14 protein-coding genes are annotated in these 14,697 nt (G+C 32.1%); 1 reads left to right on the top strand and 13 read right to left on the bottom strand.

Annotated elements, in window-relative coordinates; translation table 11 throughout:
- The first annotated feature begins 1 nt into the window (after nt 1).
- Nucleotides 2-493: a hypothetical protein gene (locus DTUR_RS07880; protein ID WP_012583873.1), complete on the top strand. Its 492-nt coding sequence runs from the start codon at nt 2-4 to the stop codon at nt 491-493.
- Here the strand turns inward: DTUR_RS07880 and DTUR_RS07875 are convergent.
- From DTUR_RS07875 to pth, 13 genes are all read right to left on the bottom strand, one after another.
- Nucleotides 477-1,166 (bottom strand): DNA repair protein Rad50, encoded by a 690-nt coding sequence (locus DTUR_RS07875; RefSeq protein WP_242603693.1) that lies wholly within the window; start codon nt 1,164-1,166, stop codon nt 477-479. The genes DTUR_RS07880 and DTUR_RS07875 overlap by 17 nt on opposite strands.
- Nucleotides 1,135-2,544, bottom strand: coding sequence for a CCA tRNA nucleotidyltransferase (locus DTUR_RS07870; protein ID WP_012583871.1), 1,410 nt, complete (start codon nt 2,542-2,544; stop codon nt 1,135-1,137). Before DTUR_RS07870 ends, DTUR_RS07875 begins: the two co-directional genes overlap by 32 nt.
- Entirely contained in the window at nt 2,537-3,469 is a 933-nt protein-coding gene (gene lipS2 / locus DTUR_RS07865) for a LipS2 family lipoyl synthase (protein WP_012583870.1), read from the bottom strand. Before lipS2 ends, DTUR_RS07870 begins: the two co-directional genes overlap by 8 nt.
- Entirely contained in the window at nt 3,466-4,269 is an 804-nt protein-coding gene (gene lipS1, locus DTUR_RS07860; protein ID WP_012583869.1) for a LipS1 family lipoyl synthase, read from the bottom strand. Before lipS1 ends, lipS2 begins: the two co-directional genes overlap by 4 nt.
- Nucleotides 4,266-5,708 carry an aminomethyl-transferring glycine dehydrogenase subunit GcvPB gene (gcvPB, locus tag DTUR_RS07855; protein WP_012583868.1) on the bottom strand — a complete coding sequence of 481 codons (1,443 nt, stop codon included), beginning with the start codon at nt 5,706-5,708 and terminating at the stop codon, nt 4,266-4,268. Before gcvPB ends, lipS1 begins: the two co-directional genes overlap by 4 nt.
- On the bottom strand, nt 5,705-7,066 hold the full coding sequence (gcvPA, locus tag DTUR_RS07850; RefSeq protein ID WP_012583867.1) for an aminomethyl-transferring glycine dehydrogenase subunit GcvPA: 1,362 nt from the start codon (nt 7,064-7,066) through the stop codon (nt 5,705-5,707). The genes gcvPB and gcvPA overlap by 4 nt, the downstream gene beginning before the upstream one ends.
- A gap of 4 nt (nt 7,067-7,070) precedes the next feature.
- Nucleotides 7,071-7,448, bottom strand: coding sequence for a glycine cleavage system protein GcvH (gene gcvH, locus DTUR_RS07845; protein ID WP_012583866.1), 378 nt, complete (start codon nt 7,446-7,448; stop codon nt 7,071-7,073).
- A 2-nt stretch (nt 7,449-7,450) separates the two neighbouring features.
- On the bottom strand, nt 7,451-8,521 hold the full coding sequence (gene gcvT / locus DTUR_RS07840) for a glycine cleavage system aminomethyltransferase GcvT (RefSeq protein ID WP_012583865.1): 1,071 nt from the start codon (nt 8,519-8,521) through the stop codon (nt 7,451-7,453).
- A gap of 58 nt (nt 8,522-8,579) precedes the next feature.
- On the bottom strand, nt 8,580-8,855 hold the full coding sequence (locus DTUR_RS07835; RefSeq protein WP_012547195.1) for an HU family DNA-binding protein: 276 nt from the start codon (nt 8,853-8,855) through the stop codon (nt 8,580-8,582).
- Between the two features lie 43 nt (nt 8,856-8,898).
- Nucleotides 8,899-9,675, bottom strand: coding sequence for a nucleoside triphosphate pyrophosphohydrolase (gene mazG / locus DTUR_RS07830; protein WP_012583864.1), 777 nt, complete (start codon nt 9,673-9,675; stop codon nt 8,899-8,901).
- A 144-nt stretch (nt 9,676-9,819) separates the two neighbouring features.
- Nucleotides 9,820-10,887: a peptidyl-prolyl cis-trans isomerase gene (locus DTUR_RS07825; protein WP_012583863.1), complete on the bottom strand. Its 1,068-nt coding sequence runs from the start codon at nt 10,885-10,887 to the stop codon at nt 9,820-9,822.
- A 62-nt stretch (nt 10,888-10,949) separates the two neighbouring features.
- On the bottom strand, nt 10,950-14,129 hold the full coding sequence (mfd, locus tag DTUR_RS07820; protein WP_012583862.1) for a transcription-repair coupling factor: 3,180 nt from the start codon (nt 14,127-14,129) through the stop codon (nt 10,950-10,952).
- Nucleotides 14,114-14,695 carry an aminoacyl-tRNA hydrolase gene (gene pth, locus DTUR_RS07815; RefSeq protein ID WP_012583861.1) on the bottom strand — a complete coding sequence of 194 codons (582 nt, stop codon included), beginning with the start codon at nt 14,693-14,695 and terminating at the stop codon, nt 14,114-14,116. The genes mfd and pth overlap by 16 nt, the downstream gene beginning before the upstream one ends.
- Between the last annotated feature and the right edge of the window lie 2 nt (nt 14,696-14,697).

The raw sequence follows: 14,697 nt of genomic DNA, 5'->3' as shown, positions 1-14,697 counted from the left end.
TATGAAAAGATATGTTGTACTTGGAGTGATGCTCTTATTAATGTTAAATATTGGTCTTGCAAAACAAAGTTTTGTTTTAGATTTTACTAAAAATCCACCAAAAGGTAATTTAAGTTACGAGATTAGTAAAGGAGTTGATTTGGAAAAAGAAGATGGAGAGTATCATTTGGCATTTTTAAAGGGTGGAAGTAGTTTAAAAATATATACCCCTGTCTCATCCTTAGAATCTCCCAAAAGAGTCATACTTAAGCTTACTGGTATATCTTCATCTCTTTTATCTCAAGAGACATGGGCACCAATAGTAATTTTAGTAAATTCTAAGGAGCTTGTTAGTGGTTTTGATTTTGGAAGCGATTATTACATTACACCTTCTTTTAATATTTCCAAGTATTGGCTTAATGGGCAGACAAATATCGTAGAGATAAGATTGGATAAGGATGCTAGTGGAGAATTTTGGCTTAAGAAGATAGAAATTTCTATTTATGAAAAATAAAAATATCATCTTTTATTTCTAAGGTTTCAGGTAAAGAATTTCTCTTGGGGGAGATAGAGTTTAATAGTGAAAACTCTATCTCCTCGAATCCTGGAACTCCACATATGGCAAGAATTAAGTTTTGTAAAAAGCTTTTTTCTTCTTCCATTTTATATGGAGTATTATATTTGTAGAGTTTTTTTCCTTTGAATCTTTCTGATAACTTGGGAAATTTATCAAAATTTATAGCAAAGGTTATAAATTTTGTCATCTTCAGATAAAAGGATAAGACTTCCCAAAGGAAATTCTCGTAGGATAAGTATTTCATATCTGGGATTAAAATATCTTCAGGCAATATTATATTTTCTTGGCATATTAAATTTTTGATGTCATCAATTATAAGACTGATATTATTTAAATTTTCAGTAGTTCTTAATGTAACTAAAATTTCTCCCCTCAAATCTTTTATCTCATTAAGCCTTCTTATTAGCTTGTTAAATTTAGATTTGTTTTTGATCATCCAATTTTGAAAATCTTTAAAGTAATTAAAGGATTTTATTAGCTTTTCCTCTTCTCCCTTTTGGAAATGATAAAAATAAAAAAGAGTTTCCTTACCCCATGAAAAGGGTAAGTATATTCTTTCTAATAAGTCTCTCATCACTTTATGAATTATTTCCTGAGGAATATCTTTCATTTTCTAAGATCTCCCTTAAAAATTTTATTGCTTCTTCTTTTGTCTTTACCCTTTCTTCTATTTGGGCTTCTATAAGTTTCTCTTTTAATGTACCCACAATTGGAGAGGGATTTAAATTAAATAATTGCATAATTTCATGTCCACTTAATAAAGGTTTGGGGATATTTTTAAGTTTAAAGAATTCTTCTAACAACTTTTCAAAGTAGTCTTTATTTTCAAAATTTCCTTTTATGGCTATCTGGTCAGATATAAAAAGAAATACCAGGGATGGTACATCTTCATTTACCCTTGAGATTAGTTTATGGATTGTTTTTATCTCTGGGTTTTTTATAAGATCAATGAGATACATGTGATTTCTTATAAGTTTTTGTATAAATGTTAACTCCTTGTTGCTTAATTTTAACCTTTCAGCAATTTCTTTTATCATTTCTGCCCCTACTTTTGAATGTCCATAGTAATGAACAAGATTCTCTTCATCTATACTATAAGTTTTACTCTTTCCGATGTCATGGAGCAAACTTGTAAGTTTTAAGGTTTCTTTTTTTGTAAATTCTGAAAATAAATTTTTGCTAAAATAATTTTCCAGATCTTTTTTGATAGATGGAAAAAGAAAATCCATATTATAGAATAGGTCTTCTAGAACATATAAGGTAGTTATAGAGTGATCAAGGGGATTTTCGTGATGGGGTTTACTCCACGGAATATACTTTATCTTGGAAAGTTCTGGAAATATCTCTTTTAATACTCCGTATTCTTCCATTTCTTTCCAAAAGTGAGAGGTAAAAGGATTTTTTAATATCTTATAAATCTCTTCATGAATCCTTTCAGGTTTTATTTTAGAAAGGTTTTGGCTATTCTTTTCTATGTTTTCAAGAACATTTTTATCTATCTTAAAGCCTGAAGCTCCAAACCTAAAAACTCTTAATATCCTCAAGGGGTCCTCTCTTAGAGAATTGGGAGATGAAAGCTTTATCACGTTTCTTTCTAAATCCTCTAAGCCTCTTAATGGGTCAAATATTTTAAAATTCTTAAGATTTAATACTATGGAATTTATAGTAAAATCTCTTCTTATAATCTCAAAGAGAAGATTTTGCTGATATATAGGAGTAAAGTCAAGGACAAAAGTCTTTTCTTTATTTTTTATTACTATTCGGAAATATTTTCTCTCTTCATCTAAAATTACGAGCCTACCGTTTAATATTTTTACGATATGATCTATGAAATCTACATTGAAAGGATGAATTAGGAAATCTATATCCCTTGGATTTTTCCCTAATAGGTAATCTCTGATAAATCCTCCTACAATATAGGGAGTGATATTATATACTTTTGCATATTCCCTTACTACATAGAGTATCTTATATAACTCTTTATCCATCTTCTAAAGTCAACTTTATCTCTTCTATCTCTTCTTTTGTGAGGTCTCTGGGGTAATTATAGGGTATAATTCTTGGACTTTCGTTATAATATGGTCTGTTGCAGTAAGGACAACCAGAGGTTTTAAATATTTCATGAAAATATAGATAAGCTTTTTCTAAGATCTTTTTAGTTAGTATAAGCTCGTCTTTATCAAAGGTTAAATCCTCAGAATCAATAAGATGATTTTGCAATAAATAGGTAACTATTTGTATCTTTCTGTATTTTAAGTAGGAGGGTTGGGATAGGTTTTCAAGAGGTGTACCTGGTAATGGGGTAAAGGCAAAAAGGGCAACCTTTACTTCCCAACAGGAAAGGTCTTTTATAAGTTCTACTAAAGATTTTTCTTTTTCTCCTAAACCTACAATGATATGAGTTGTTATTTTCTTGGGAAATATTTTGCTTGCTTCTCTTATAAGATCTATTTTCTCTTTCCAGTTTTTCCCTTTAATTTTTTCATAGAGTTCTTTTTCTGCCGCATCTATAGAGATGTTTATCCTATCTACTCCATTCTTAAAAAGGAAGTTAACATCTTCTAAATCCTCCACGGGTGCAGATATAGAGATAGGAAGATTATATTTTTTAAAGGCGTTTGTAAGCTTTACAATATTAGCCTTCCAACCTAAATGGTTTGTAACTTGAAGGCATATTCTTTTGAAGGGATTAAACTCTGATAGGAGTGTTTCAAGCTCTTCTAAATCTATAGGAGGCCATGAGATTCTTGACAGCATAATAGTTTCTTTTCTTACGTTTCTTGCTTGAATACAAAAGGCACAATTATTTAGACATTTGCTTCCAATTAAAAGATAAAGAGTGGTGGGAGAGTCTTTTTTAAATATTTTTCTTTTTAATACTTCAAGACTTCCAGAAGAAACTCCAATCTTCATAGTAGAGCACAGCATTGATCAAATTTGTTATCGTCTAAATTCTTCATTACATCATGATAAGGATTTACTATTGCTTTAAATTCAAATTCTAAGGCAAGAGAATCTAATTCATATCTATAATCTCCTTTGGGTCTTACGCATCCTAGGTATAGATCTGTATTGGGAAGTTTTTTCTTTGCAAATTTCCAAAGGTCTTCTATCTCCTTAATAGGAGGAAGGTCTATCTTTTCAAAAGGTGTATTTTTTAATGGGGTGATTACGATGAATATAAGCTTTTTTGGGTTTATTTTTTCTAAAAATTCTATCTCTTCATACTCCTTACTTATTTTTCCATAATTTGCTCCTATCAAGATGTGAGGGCTTACTGGGAAGTGTTCATTGAGAAGTAAAAATGACTCTTTGAAATTTTCTTTATTTTTGCTTTTCAAGTGAAATACTTCTTTTATGACAAAGTTGTCAAATATGAGATCAAAGGATACCATGTCAGGAATACCATTAAGTTTTTTAGCATCCTCTTCATTAATAAGTCCTAAGTGGAAGTTTAATTTATATCCCATGGATTTAAATCTTTTAAGGTATGTTAAATGGACATCGGTTATAGGTAGCACTCCTTCTTTATTATAGCCCCCACTTATAAGAATACTTTTATAATTGTTATCCTTTTTAAGCTTATTTTCCGAAAGGTATAAAGGAGTCATGTTTTTGAGAAAATGTGCTTTGCAGTGATCACATTGTAAGGCGCAATAATCTCCTGTGATACTTATGGGCAGAGTACTTATAGGGGTTACTTTTATGGTCATCTCCAATTTACCTTTAACATTTTTGCTGCATAGGCTTCATTTAGTCTTTTTACAGGAGTATTATGGGGGGCATTTTTGACTATTTCTGGATTTTCATCAATCTCTTTTAGGATTGTTTTTATGATATCTACAAATTCCTCCAAGGTATATTTAGTCTCTGTTTCAGTAGGTTCTATCATTAATGCCTCTTCGACTATAAGGGGGAAGTAAATGGTAGGAGGATGAATACCATAATCTAATAGTCTTTTTGCTATGTCAAATACTTTTACACCTTTTTCTTTTAGTCTTTTACCTGATAATACAAATTCGTGCTTGCATATAGATGGATAGGGAAGGTTAAAATATTCTTTTAGCTTCTCTTTTAAATAATTTGCATTTAATACTGCCATCTCGGTGGTTCTTTTTAGTCCCTCGTCTCCCAGCAGCCTAATATAAGCGTAAGCCTTTACCATAACTAAGAAATTTCCATAAAAGGTTCTTACTCGTCCTATAGTTTTAGGAATATCATAATTTAGATAATATTTTTCTCCATTAAATTCTACCGTTGGAATAGGCAAGTAATCTTTTAAGAAGTCCTTCACACCTACAGGTCCTGCACCAGGTCCTCCACCTCCATGGGGAGTTGAAAAGGTTTTATGTAGGTTTATATGTACTGCATCAAATCCCATATCTCCAGGACGAGCATATCCCATAATTCCATTTAAATTAGCACCATCGTAATATAAAAGAGCACCCTCTTCGTGTACCATTTTAGCTATTTTAAGAATATCTCTTTCAAAAAGTCCAAGGGTGTTAGGATTTGTTAGCATTAGTACAGCCACGTTTTTATTTAAATATTTTGCAAGAATATTAGGATTTATGAGTCCCCTTTCGTCAGAGGGTATTTCTATGGTTTCAAATCCAGCCATTGAGGCACTTGCTGGGTTTGTACCATGAGCAGAGTCGGGTACAAGAACAATATTTCTATCTTCACCCTTATCTTTTAAGTATGCTTTTATCATAAGAAGGGCTGTTAACTCTCCATGGGCTCCGGCAGAAGGTTGAAAAGTGAACTTATCCATTCCTGTTATTTTAGAAAGTGCCTCTCCAAGTTTGTAAATTATTTCAAGAGCTCCTTGAGAGAGATCTTCAGGAGTATGGGGATGAAGATCAGTAAAATACTCATTGTTTGCAATTTCCTCGTTTATTTTTGGATTATATTTCATGGTACACGAACCAAGAGGATAGAAGCCAAGATCTACACCATATCCTAAAGAAGATAAATTGGTAAAATGTCTTACCACCTCAATTTCACTTAGTTGAGGTAAGGGAAGATCTTCTCTTAATAATTCTTTGGGCAATAATTTTTCAGGTGAGAACTCCTCTAATGGCTCTGGAAGATGAATATTAGGTCTATCATCATTACTTAATTCTTTTATCAAAGGTATTTTCTTCTTCAATCTTTTTTAAGAACCTCCTTAAGGGATTTTACATAATAATCAATCTCTTCTATAGAATTTCTTTCTGTCACAGCTATAAGAATTTCTTTTTCTCTTTCTTTATAGAATTTAGAAAGAGGAATTCCTCCAAGAATCTTCCTTTCTTCTAATTTTTTAAGAAAAACCTTACTGTTTTCAGGAGTTTTAATCACAAACTCATTAAAAAAGTAGGAATTAGGATATATAAAATCTATTCCTAATTTTTTTTGAAGTCTATCCTTTAAGTAGTGAGCTCTTGAAAAACATACTTCTGCAATCTTTTTAATCCCCTTCTTACCCAGAAGAGCCATGTATACAGCAGCAGATATAGCGGATAATGCCTCATTGGTACATATGTTAGATGTGGCTTTTGCTCTTCTTATGTGTTGCTCACGAGTTTGTAAAGTGTTTACAAAGCCTCTTTCTCCCTCAAGGTCTATGGTTTCTCCAACGATTCTTCCTGGAATTTGTCTTATGAATTCTTTTTTTGTAGCGAGAATTCCTAAATAAGGCCCCCCAAATCCCAATGGAATTCCCAAGGATTGTCCTTCTCCTACCACAATGTCTACATTATATTCAGAAGGAGGTTTGAGGATACCAAGGGAGATGGGATATATAGAGAGAATGAATAATGCATTGTTCTTGTGAATTAGAGTTTCCATCTCTTTGAGTTTTGTTTCTATAACTCCAAAAAAATTAGGATTCTGTAATATAACCCCAGAAGTGCTGGGGGATATGGTCCTTTCAAGAGCAGTAATATCGGTTTCGCCATTTTCATCTAAAGGTAAAATTTTTAAGTCAATGTTCTGGACTTGGAGGTAGGTTTTAAGTACTGAGATATATTCGGGATTTAACCCAGAGGAGACAATAACCTCTTTTTTGCCTGTGATCCTAACAGACATAAGGGCTGCTTCTGCTATTCCTGACCCTGCCTCATATAAAGATGCATTTGCTACCTCCATACCTGTAAGATCACAAATAAGACTTTGATATTCAAAAATAGATTGAAGTACTCCTTGACTTATTTCAGGTTGATATGGGGTATAAGAAGTGTAAAATGTAGGAAATAGGCTTACTAATTTTACAAAAGATGGAATATAATGTCTATATGCTCCACCACCAAGAAAAGAAATATAGTCTTTCCCTATATTTTTCTTTGATATCTGTTTTATTTCTTCTAAAAGATCAATTTCTGAGGGAGACGCTGAAAGCTTAAAATTTTCTTTTGCTTTTTGCCTTATTTCTTCAGGAATCTCTGAAAATAGCTCCTCTATGGAGTCTACTCCTATGGTATTCAGCATCTCCCTAATTTCTTGAGGGGTGTGAGGAAAATACGCCATTTAATTATTCTCCAATAAGTTTCTTATACTCCTCTGCAGAAAGTAAACCCTCATATTCTTTTGGATCTGAGACTTCTAATTTAACAAGCCATCCTGCATTATAGGGATCCTCGTTTATAAGTTCTGGTTTTCCTTTTAGACTTTCATTGATTTCAATGACTTTTCCAGACAGAGGAGAGTAAACATCGGATGCAGATTTGACTGATTCAATTACTGCAAGAACTTCATTTTGTTTTACCTCTTTCCCCACTTCTGGAAGATCTACATGTACAATGTCTCCAAGTTCCTCTTGAGCATGATAAGTGATTCCAATAATTGCTACATTACCTTCTATTTTTGCCCACTCATGATCTTTTGAATACTTTCTATCTTCTGGATACATTTTTATCTCTCTCCTTTCTTTATTGAAGTATTTTTAACAAAAGGTGGTTTTTCAATTTTGGCTTTATAAAATTTTTCTCTTATTTTAATAAGTATCTCATGGTTTATGTCTTTGGTAGTATATAACATACCAATACCCATTTTCAACATGGGAGAAAAGGTTCCACTTGTAATGTATCCGATTCTCTCTTTATCTAAATACACCTCGTATCCATCTCTTGGTATTCCATTTTCTAACATGACAAATCCTTTGAGGATCTTTTCTTTTTTTGTTTTTCTCTCTACCAAAGAGTCTTTGCCTATAAAATCTCCTTTATTAAGTTTTACAACCCAACCTAAATTGGCTTCCCAAGGTGTCGTATTTTCATCTATTTCGTGACCGTAGAGGGCATATCCCATTTCTATTCTTAAAGTATTCCTTGCGCCTAAACCACATGGAGTAGCTTTTTTCTTTTCTACCAAATCCCTGAATATTTTTCTCCCTATTTCAGGATCTGAGACTATTTCAAATCCATCTTCGCCTGTATAGCCTGTTCTCGAAATAATCATATGATTCTTTTTAAAGTGATAATATTTGATGTTTGAAAGATTTAGGTTGAAGTATTCTTCAAGAACTTTTTCTGAGTCTGGTCCCTGAATAGCTAATAGGGTTGTAGTATTTGTGAGATCTAAAATATTTACTTCAAATTTATTATTTAAATTTAGCCAATCTAAAATTTTTTGAGTATTTATTGCATTTACTACCAACAAGAATTCCTCTTCACTTATTTCATAAACAATAATATCATCCTTAATGGTTCCGTCGTAATTTAATATTAGAGAATATTGAGCTTTCCCAGGATAGAGATTATTCACATCATTAGTAGTAACATATTGAACAAAGTTTTTTACTTTTTGACCTTTGAGGAGGATTCTTCCCATGTGGGATATATCAAAAATTCCAACGTGTTTTCTTACAGTAAGGTGTTCATTAATGGTGCCCGAGTACTCAAGAGGCATCCACCAACCCGCAAATTCAAAAAATTTTGCCCCATATTTTAAATGCTCATCTTCGAGAAATAGCCTCTTTGCCATTTTTCCACTCCTTTAAAAAATGCTTCCGGGCTGGGATTCCCCAGCCCGGAGATGTTTTTTACTTCTTTACTGCTTCACGAAGCTCTTTTCCTGGACGGAATACTGGAACTTTTGTAGCAGGAATCTTAATTGGTTGCTGTGTACGTGGATTTCTCCCTTCTCTTGCAGCTCTCTTTCTTACAGAGAAGGTTCCAAAGCCTACAAATTGAACAGTATCCCCCTTAGAGAGAGCTTCGGTAATGGTTTCTAATACAGCGTTTACTACTTTTGTTGCTTCTTTCTTAGTGATTTTTGCTTTCTCTGCTACTTTTGCGATAAATTCTGCTTTCTTCATTTCTTATTCACCCCCTTTCTGATATGGGTTTTTATAAAAACTTTTATAAAGTTTTCGAAGCCTCCCAAAGTTCGTCTAATTCTTCTAAACTATAATCTTTCCAATCTTTTCCGGATTCTTTTACTTTTCTTTCTATATAATTAAATCTTTCAGTAAACTTATTATTAGTTTTTCTTAGAGAAGATTCTGGATCAATTCCTAAATGCCTTGATATATTCACTACAGTGAACAACAAATCTCCAATTTCTTCCTCTACTTTTTCTTTGTTATCTTCCTGAATTGCTTTTTCTAATTCTTTTATCTCCTCATACAATTTTGGTAATATCTCTTTGCTGTTTTTCCAATCAAACCCCACATGAGAAGCTTTTTCCTGTATTCTAAAAGCAGTAAGAAGAGCTGGCATATTCTTAGGAATACCACTTAAAATTCCCTTTTCTTCTTTTTCTTTGCTCTTTATATTTTCCCAATTTGTTAGAACATCCTCTACTCCTTCTACCCTGATTTCTCCAAATACATGAGGATGTCTTGTTATTAACTTTATTTTTAAATTTTTACATACCTCTTCAAAATTAAATCTATTTTTTTCTTCTGCCATTATACTTTGCATAAGAATATGCAAGAGAATATCCCCAAGTTCTTCTTTTATCATCTCTGAATCGTCTTTTTCCAAGGCATCTATAAGCTCATAAGATTCTTCAAGAAAATATGGAATAAGAGTCTGGGAGGTTTGTTTTTGATCCCATGGGCATTCCTCCCTGACTCTCTTTACTACTAAGTAAAGATCTATAAACTCTTTACATATTTTTTCTTTTTCGTCCATATGGTTTTCTCTTTATCTTTAAAAATATGAATTTCACTAAAATTATAGCACTTACTTTATAAAAAGCAAGCCTCTATGCTATATTTTGAAAAATGAACTCAACAAAATAAGACTAAACCTTATTTGAGAAATTGCAAAAATTTTTTATTCATCAGTTTTTGGTAGTGGTGTCTTTGCCTCTTTTCTATAAAAGATCTGTTGAATTTCAATAAGTTTTCTCCAAATCCTCATCCATATATCCTTGTCTGAAAAGTCTCTTTCTATTTTTGCTTTGCTTACCTGATCTTCAAGCCATTTATTGAAAACCTTTGCCCTTTTGTCATAAAGTAGCTTATCTTCTATTTCTGCTTTGGCTTGGAAATATGGAGTAGTATAAGCTTCTTTTACCTCGGTGACCTTTGTTATGTAATATCCTTCATTGGTTTTTATGGGTTTGCTTATTTGGTTGAGAGGTAAAGTGAAGGTTATTTTTTCGACCTCTTCTGGGAGAGTCCCTTGGGTTATAAATCCTAATTCTCCACCCTTATCTTTTGTAGTTGTGTCTTCAGAATATTTCTTGGCGGCATCGGTAAAGGTTATTTTATTAGAGGTGAGCTCATTATAAACCTCTTTTGCCCTTTTCTCATCTTTTATAAGTATGGAGTAAACCTTATATTCCTTAGGATGCTCAAAGAGCTTAATATTTTCATTATAATATTTTTTAATCTCGTCTTCTGTTACTTTTTCATCTTTTCCAATCTCATCTATAAGTTTTCTCATAAGAAGATTTTTTCTAAGTTCTTCTTTGAAGGTATTTCTATCATAACCGTATTGGGCAAGGGTCATCTCAAATTGTAAGACGCTTGGAAATTCTTTTTCTATTTCTTTTAATCGTGTGTCAACTTCTTTTTCTGAAATTGAAATTCCTCTTTTTTTTGCTTCTGTTTGTACTATTTTCCAACGGGCAAGATCTTTGATGGTCTCATCTTTTACCTTGGGGAGTAATTTTTGTCCTTCGGTAGTGGTAAAGTCTACGTTGAACATAATAGAGTATTGGGTTTTCATAAAGTTTAATCGGTCTTTATACTCTTGTCTACTCACAGGCATACCATTGATTTTTAATACAGGGTAATTCTTCATCTGATGATACACGAGAGCTACAAAGGCTCCTCCAAGAATAAAGATTGCAACAAAGACAATGAACAAAATCTTGAAAATACTGTGTTTCTTCATCTCATCTCACCTCATGTTTTACAGTTTTTGAAATAAAACCTGATTGCGATTATAACACAATTTTACTTAATATTGGAGATATCTTTGAGAAATTGGAGTAGAAATTGGGCTTTTTTTCTATAATCCCCTTTAGGTAAATTTAAGGTTCTTTCAATACCCTTTGAATATGTTAGTTTTACCTGGTTTTCAGATATTTCAATTTTTTCTATTCCTATTTTTTCAGCAAAAAATTTAATCTGAGAGAGAAGACATAAATTCTCAACAGAATCTGGAATAGGTCCGTAAATATCTTCCATTTCCTTTTTTATTTTTTCTATATCATTAATATCTTCAAGATGAGCCAACTTTTGATAGTAGTATATACGATCACTGCTTTGACTTATATAGTATTCGGGTATAATTGCTGGAAATGGATGTATAATATGGCAATTTATTTTATTTTTTTCACTTCCTTCTTTATTGCTTTTTAATTCATTGATTGCCTCTTCTAAGAGTTGAAGATATAAATAAAACCCAACAGAGTTTATATGTCCGTGTTGTTCTTTTCCAAGGATCTTTCCTGCACCTCTTATTTCAAGATCTCTTAAGGCAAGTCTCAAACCAGATCCAAGGCTTGAGAATTCTTTTAAAGCTTCAAGTCTTTTTATACTTTCAAGGGATAATTTCTTTAGAGGGGCATGCAAAAAATAGGCATAAGCTTGTTTATAGGATCTTCCAATTCTTCCACGAAGTTGATATAGCTGAGCAAGTCCCATATGTTCTGCATTTTCCACAAACAGTGTATTTGCATTAGGGACATCTATGCCTGATTCTATTATGGTAGTGGCAACCAGAACGTCTATTTTTCCATCATAAAAATTACTCATAACTTCTGTTAATTTTTCATCGTCCATTTTGCCATGGGCTATAGCATAAGTTGCCTCTGGAACGAGTTTTGATAGTTCTTCTCTTATTTTTTCTAATCTTTCTATGTCATTACACACATAATATACCTGTCCTCCTCTTTCTAATTCTCTCCTTATTCCTTCTTGAATAATTTCAGGATTATATTCCACTACAAAGGTTTGAATAGGTAAGCGATTTTCAGGTGGAGTTTCAAGTACTGAAAATTGTCTTATTCCAGAAAGAACCATGGATAAAGTTCTTGGAATAGGCGTTGCTGAGAGATAAAGAATATCTACATGGGGATATTTCTTTTTAAAGGCTTCTTTTTGTAGTACTCCAAATCTATGTTCTTCATCTACAATTATTAGGCCCAAATCTTTAAATTCCACATCTTTTTGTAGAATTCTGTGGGTTCCAATTATTATGTCTATTTCTCCCTTTCTTATCTTCTCTATTATTCTTTTTTGCTCCGATTTAGGTTTTAACCTGCTCAAGATTTCTACATTTACAGGAAAAACTTCTAACCTTTCTTTGAATACCTTCCAATGTTGATAAGCAAGAATTGTGGTTGGTACAAGAATTGCTACTTGTTTTCCATCAAGCACTGCCTTAAAACTTGCCCTTAAGGCGAGCTCTGTTTTGCCAAAACCTACATCTCCAATAAGCACTCTTTCCATAGGTTTTGTAGATTCCATATCCTTTTTTATCTCTCTAAGAGCTTTTATTTGGTCTTCTGTCTCTATATAAGGGAAGCTTGCTTCAAGTTCTTCTTGAAGTGGGCTATCAGGAGAAAAAGCAAAGCCCTTAGTGATTTCCCTTTGAGCATAGATTTTTAGTAATTCTTCAGCGATCTCTTTCGCTGATTCTTTTACTTTTCGTTTTGTTTCTTCCCATTGGCGAGATTCTAATCTACTTATCTGTGGTGGGTCGGGAGAGGAGGATACATATCTTTGGATAAGATGCATTTCTTCTAATGGAACATATAGAAAGCTATTGTTAGCATATTCAATGTATATAAATTCTTTTTCTAGTTCGTCTACTTTAAGTTTTTTTAGTCCTCTAAATATTCCTATACCGTAGTTTACATGAACCACATAATCGCCATCTTTTAAAAGGTATAAGTCCTTGGGTTTTAGTCCTTTTTCATATCTTATAACTTTTCTTTTCCTTTTTTTCCCAAAGATCTCATAATCAGTAATTACAAGAATTTTTTCCTTTTCCCATAAAAAACCCTCTCTTATCTTTTCTCCAACCAAGTATTTCACATTTAAATTCTTAAGCCTTGTCCTTACGATATCTTGATGTTCCGATGAAATGTATACTTCCCATCCATCATAAACGAAGGATTTTATGTTTTTTTCAAAAAACTCATTGGTACCTTGGTAAGAGGGAGGTGAATATATGGAAAATGCAATGTCTGCATCTTTACTATTCAGATCTAATACTTGGTAATGGGAAGTATAACTTTCTAATAAAGAATTAGTAAGATATAAATCTTCTGGAAGATTTTCTTTAGTCCTTCTTTTTTCAAGATTTGCTAATCCTTTTTCCGTCCATTTTTGGATTAGAGCAAGGCTTTCATCGTAATTTTCAAAGATTAAGATGGTATTTGGGGGAAGATATGAAAAGATATACTTTTTAAGCTCTTTATTTTTTAAAAAGTATTTCTCTTCATCTTTATTTGCAATAAGCTCTGAAATGGGAGTTATAAATACTTCTTTTGTTGTTTCTATAGATCTTTTGTCTTCCAAATTAAAAAATCTTATAGAAGTAATCTCATCTCCAAAAAATTCTATTCTTATAGGATTCTCATATATAGGAGAGAATATATCTAGAATTCCACCCCTTATGCTATAGTCTCCAATTTTTTCTACTTGAGGTAATCTTTGATAAAAATTTTCTGCCAGGTATTTTTCTATTTTTTCTCGAGCTATTTCTTCTCCGATTCTTATTTTTATGATTCTCTCTTTTAAGACATCCTTGGGGATAATTGGATAAATTAAGGATTTTAAAGAAGCAATAATGGAAAAATTTTTATCGTAAATTATATTTGAGATAGCTCTCAATCTTTTTCCTTGAATCTGAGGAGATCTTAAAGGTCGCTCATAAGGAAGATGCACATAAGAGGGTAATATACTTATTTCTAAATCTTCCTGTAAATCTTCCCATATATTCAGATCTTCTTCGTTATTGGTTATCCATAAAACGGGTTTTTCATATCTTTTTAGGTATAAAAGAAATAGAGGATAAATACCCTTGTATATTCCGAAAATTTTGAGACGATTTTTAGAGTTAATTACTTTCTCAAGAGTATTGAATTCGCTACTTTTTATGATCTTTTCTAACAGAATAGACATTTTCTATTATATAGGTTTTGTGCCTTATCCCATCCTTCTTTTATTATGGTCTCTATTATTTGGTGTGAGCTTTGTAAAATTTTTTCTATTGTTTTAAGTTCATCTTCATTAAATTTTCCTAATACATATTCTACGATTTGATTTTTATCTTGAGGTTTTCCAATTCCTATCCTTAATCTGTAAAAATTAGAGGTATTAATTTCTTTTATAATAGATTTTATTCCGTTATGTCCTCCATCTTTTCCATTAAATTTAATTCTTATAGTTCCTATGGGAAGATCAAGATCATCGTGAATCACAAGGAGCTCTTCTGGAGCAAAAGCAAATTTCTCTATGAACTCTTTGACTCCTATACCACTTAGATTCATATAAGTCTGAGGTTTTACTAAGTAGACTTTAGTATTTGATATTTTTCCAAAAGTAAGCAAGTTAAAATTTGTTTTCTGGTAGGATGGAAATTTATAAAAATTTTGCAAGTAATCAACTACCATAAATCCCACATTATGGCGGGTGTTAGCATACTCGTATCCTGGATTTCCGAGTCCTATTATTCCTAACCTTTCCACTT

This window comes from Dictyoglomus turgidum DSM 6724 (assembly GCF_000021645.1).
GTDB lineage: Bacteria > Dictyoglomota > Dictyoglomia > Dictyoglomales > Dictyoglomaceae > Dictyoglomus > Dictyoglomus turgidum.
This window is presented reverse-complemented; position numbering and strand designations above follow the sequence as displayed.

Bases quoted from the DNA above. Each gene is read 5' to 3' on its own strand.
- lipS1 (WP_012583869.1), bottom strand. From the start codon at position 4,269: ATGACCATAAAAGTAACCCCTATAAGTACTCTGCCCATAAGTATCACA.
- DTUR_RS07870 (WP_012583871.1), bottom strand. From the start codon at position 2,544: ATGGATAAAGAGTTATATAAGATACTCTATGTAGTAAGGGAATATGCA.
- gcvT (WP_012583865.1), bottom strand. From the start codon at position 8,521: ATGGCAAAGAGGCTATTTCTCGAAGATGAGCATTTAAAATATGGGGCA.
- mazG (WP_012583864.1), bottom strand. From the start codon at position 9,675: ATGGACGAAAAAGAAAAAATATGTAAAGAGTTTATAGATCTTTACTTA.
- DTUR_RS07835 (WP_012547195.1), bottom strand. From the start codon at position 8,855: ATGAAGAAAGCAGAATTTATCGCAAAAGTAGCAGAGAAAGCAAAAATC.
- gcvH (WP_012583866.1), bottom strand. From the start codon at position 7,448: ATGTATCCAGAAGATAGAAAGTATTCAAAAGATCATGAGTGGGCAAAA.
- gcvPA (WP_012583867.1), bottom strand. From the start codon at position 7,066: ATGGCGTATTTTCCTCACACCCCTCAAGAAATTAGGGAGATGCTGAAT.
- DTUR_RS07825 (WP_012583863.1), bottom strand. From the start codon at position 10,887: ATGAAGAAACACAGTATTTTCAAGATTTTGTTCATTGTCTTTGTTGCA.
- DTUR_RS07880 (WP_012583873.1), top strand. From the start codon at position 2: ATGAAAAGATATGTTGTACTTGGAGTGATGCTCTTATTAATGTTAAAT.
- DTUR_RS07875 (WP_242603693.1), bottom strand. From the start codon at position 1,166: ATGAAAGATATTCCTCAGGAAATAATTCATAAAGTGATGAGAGACTTA.
- mfd (WP_012583862.1), bottom strand. From the start codon at position 14,129: ATGTCTATTCTGTTAGAAAAGATCATAAAAAGTAGCGAATTCAATACT.
- lipS2 (WP_012583870.1), bottom strand. From the start codon at position 3,469: ATGAAGATTGGAGTTTCTTCTGGAAGTCTTGAAGTATTAAAAAGAAAA.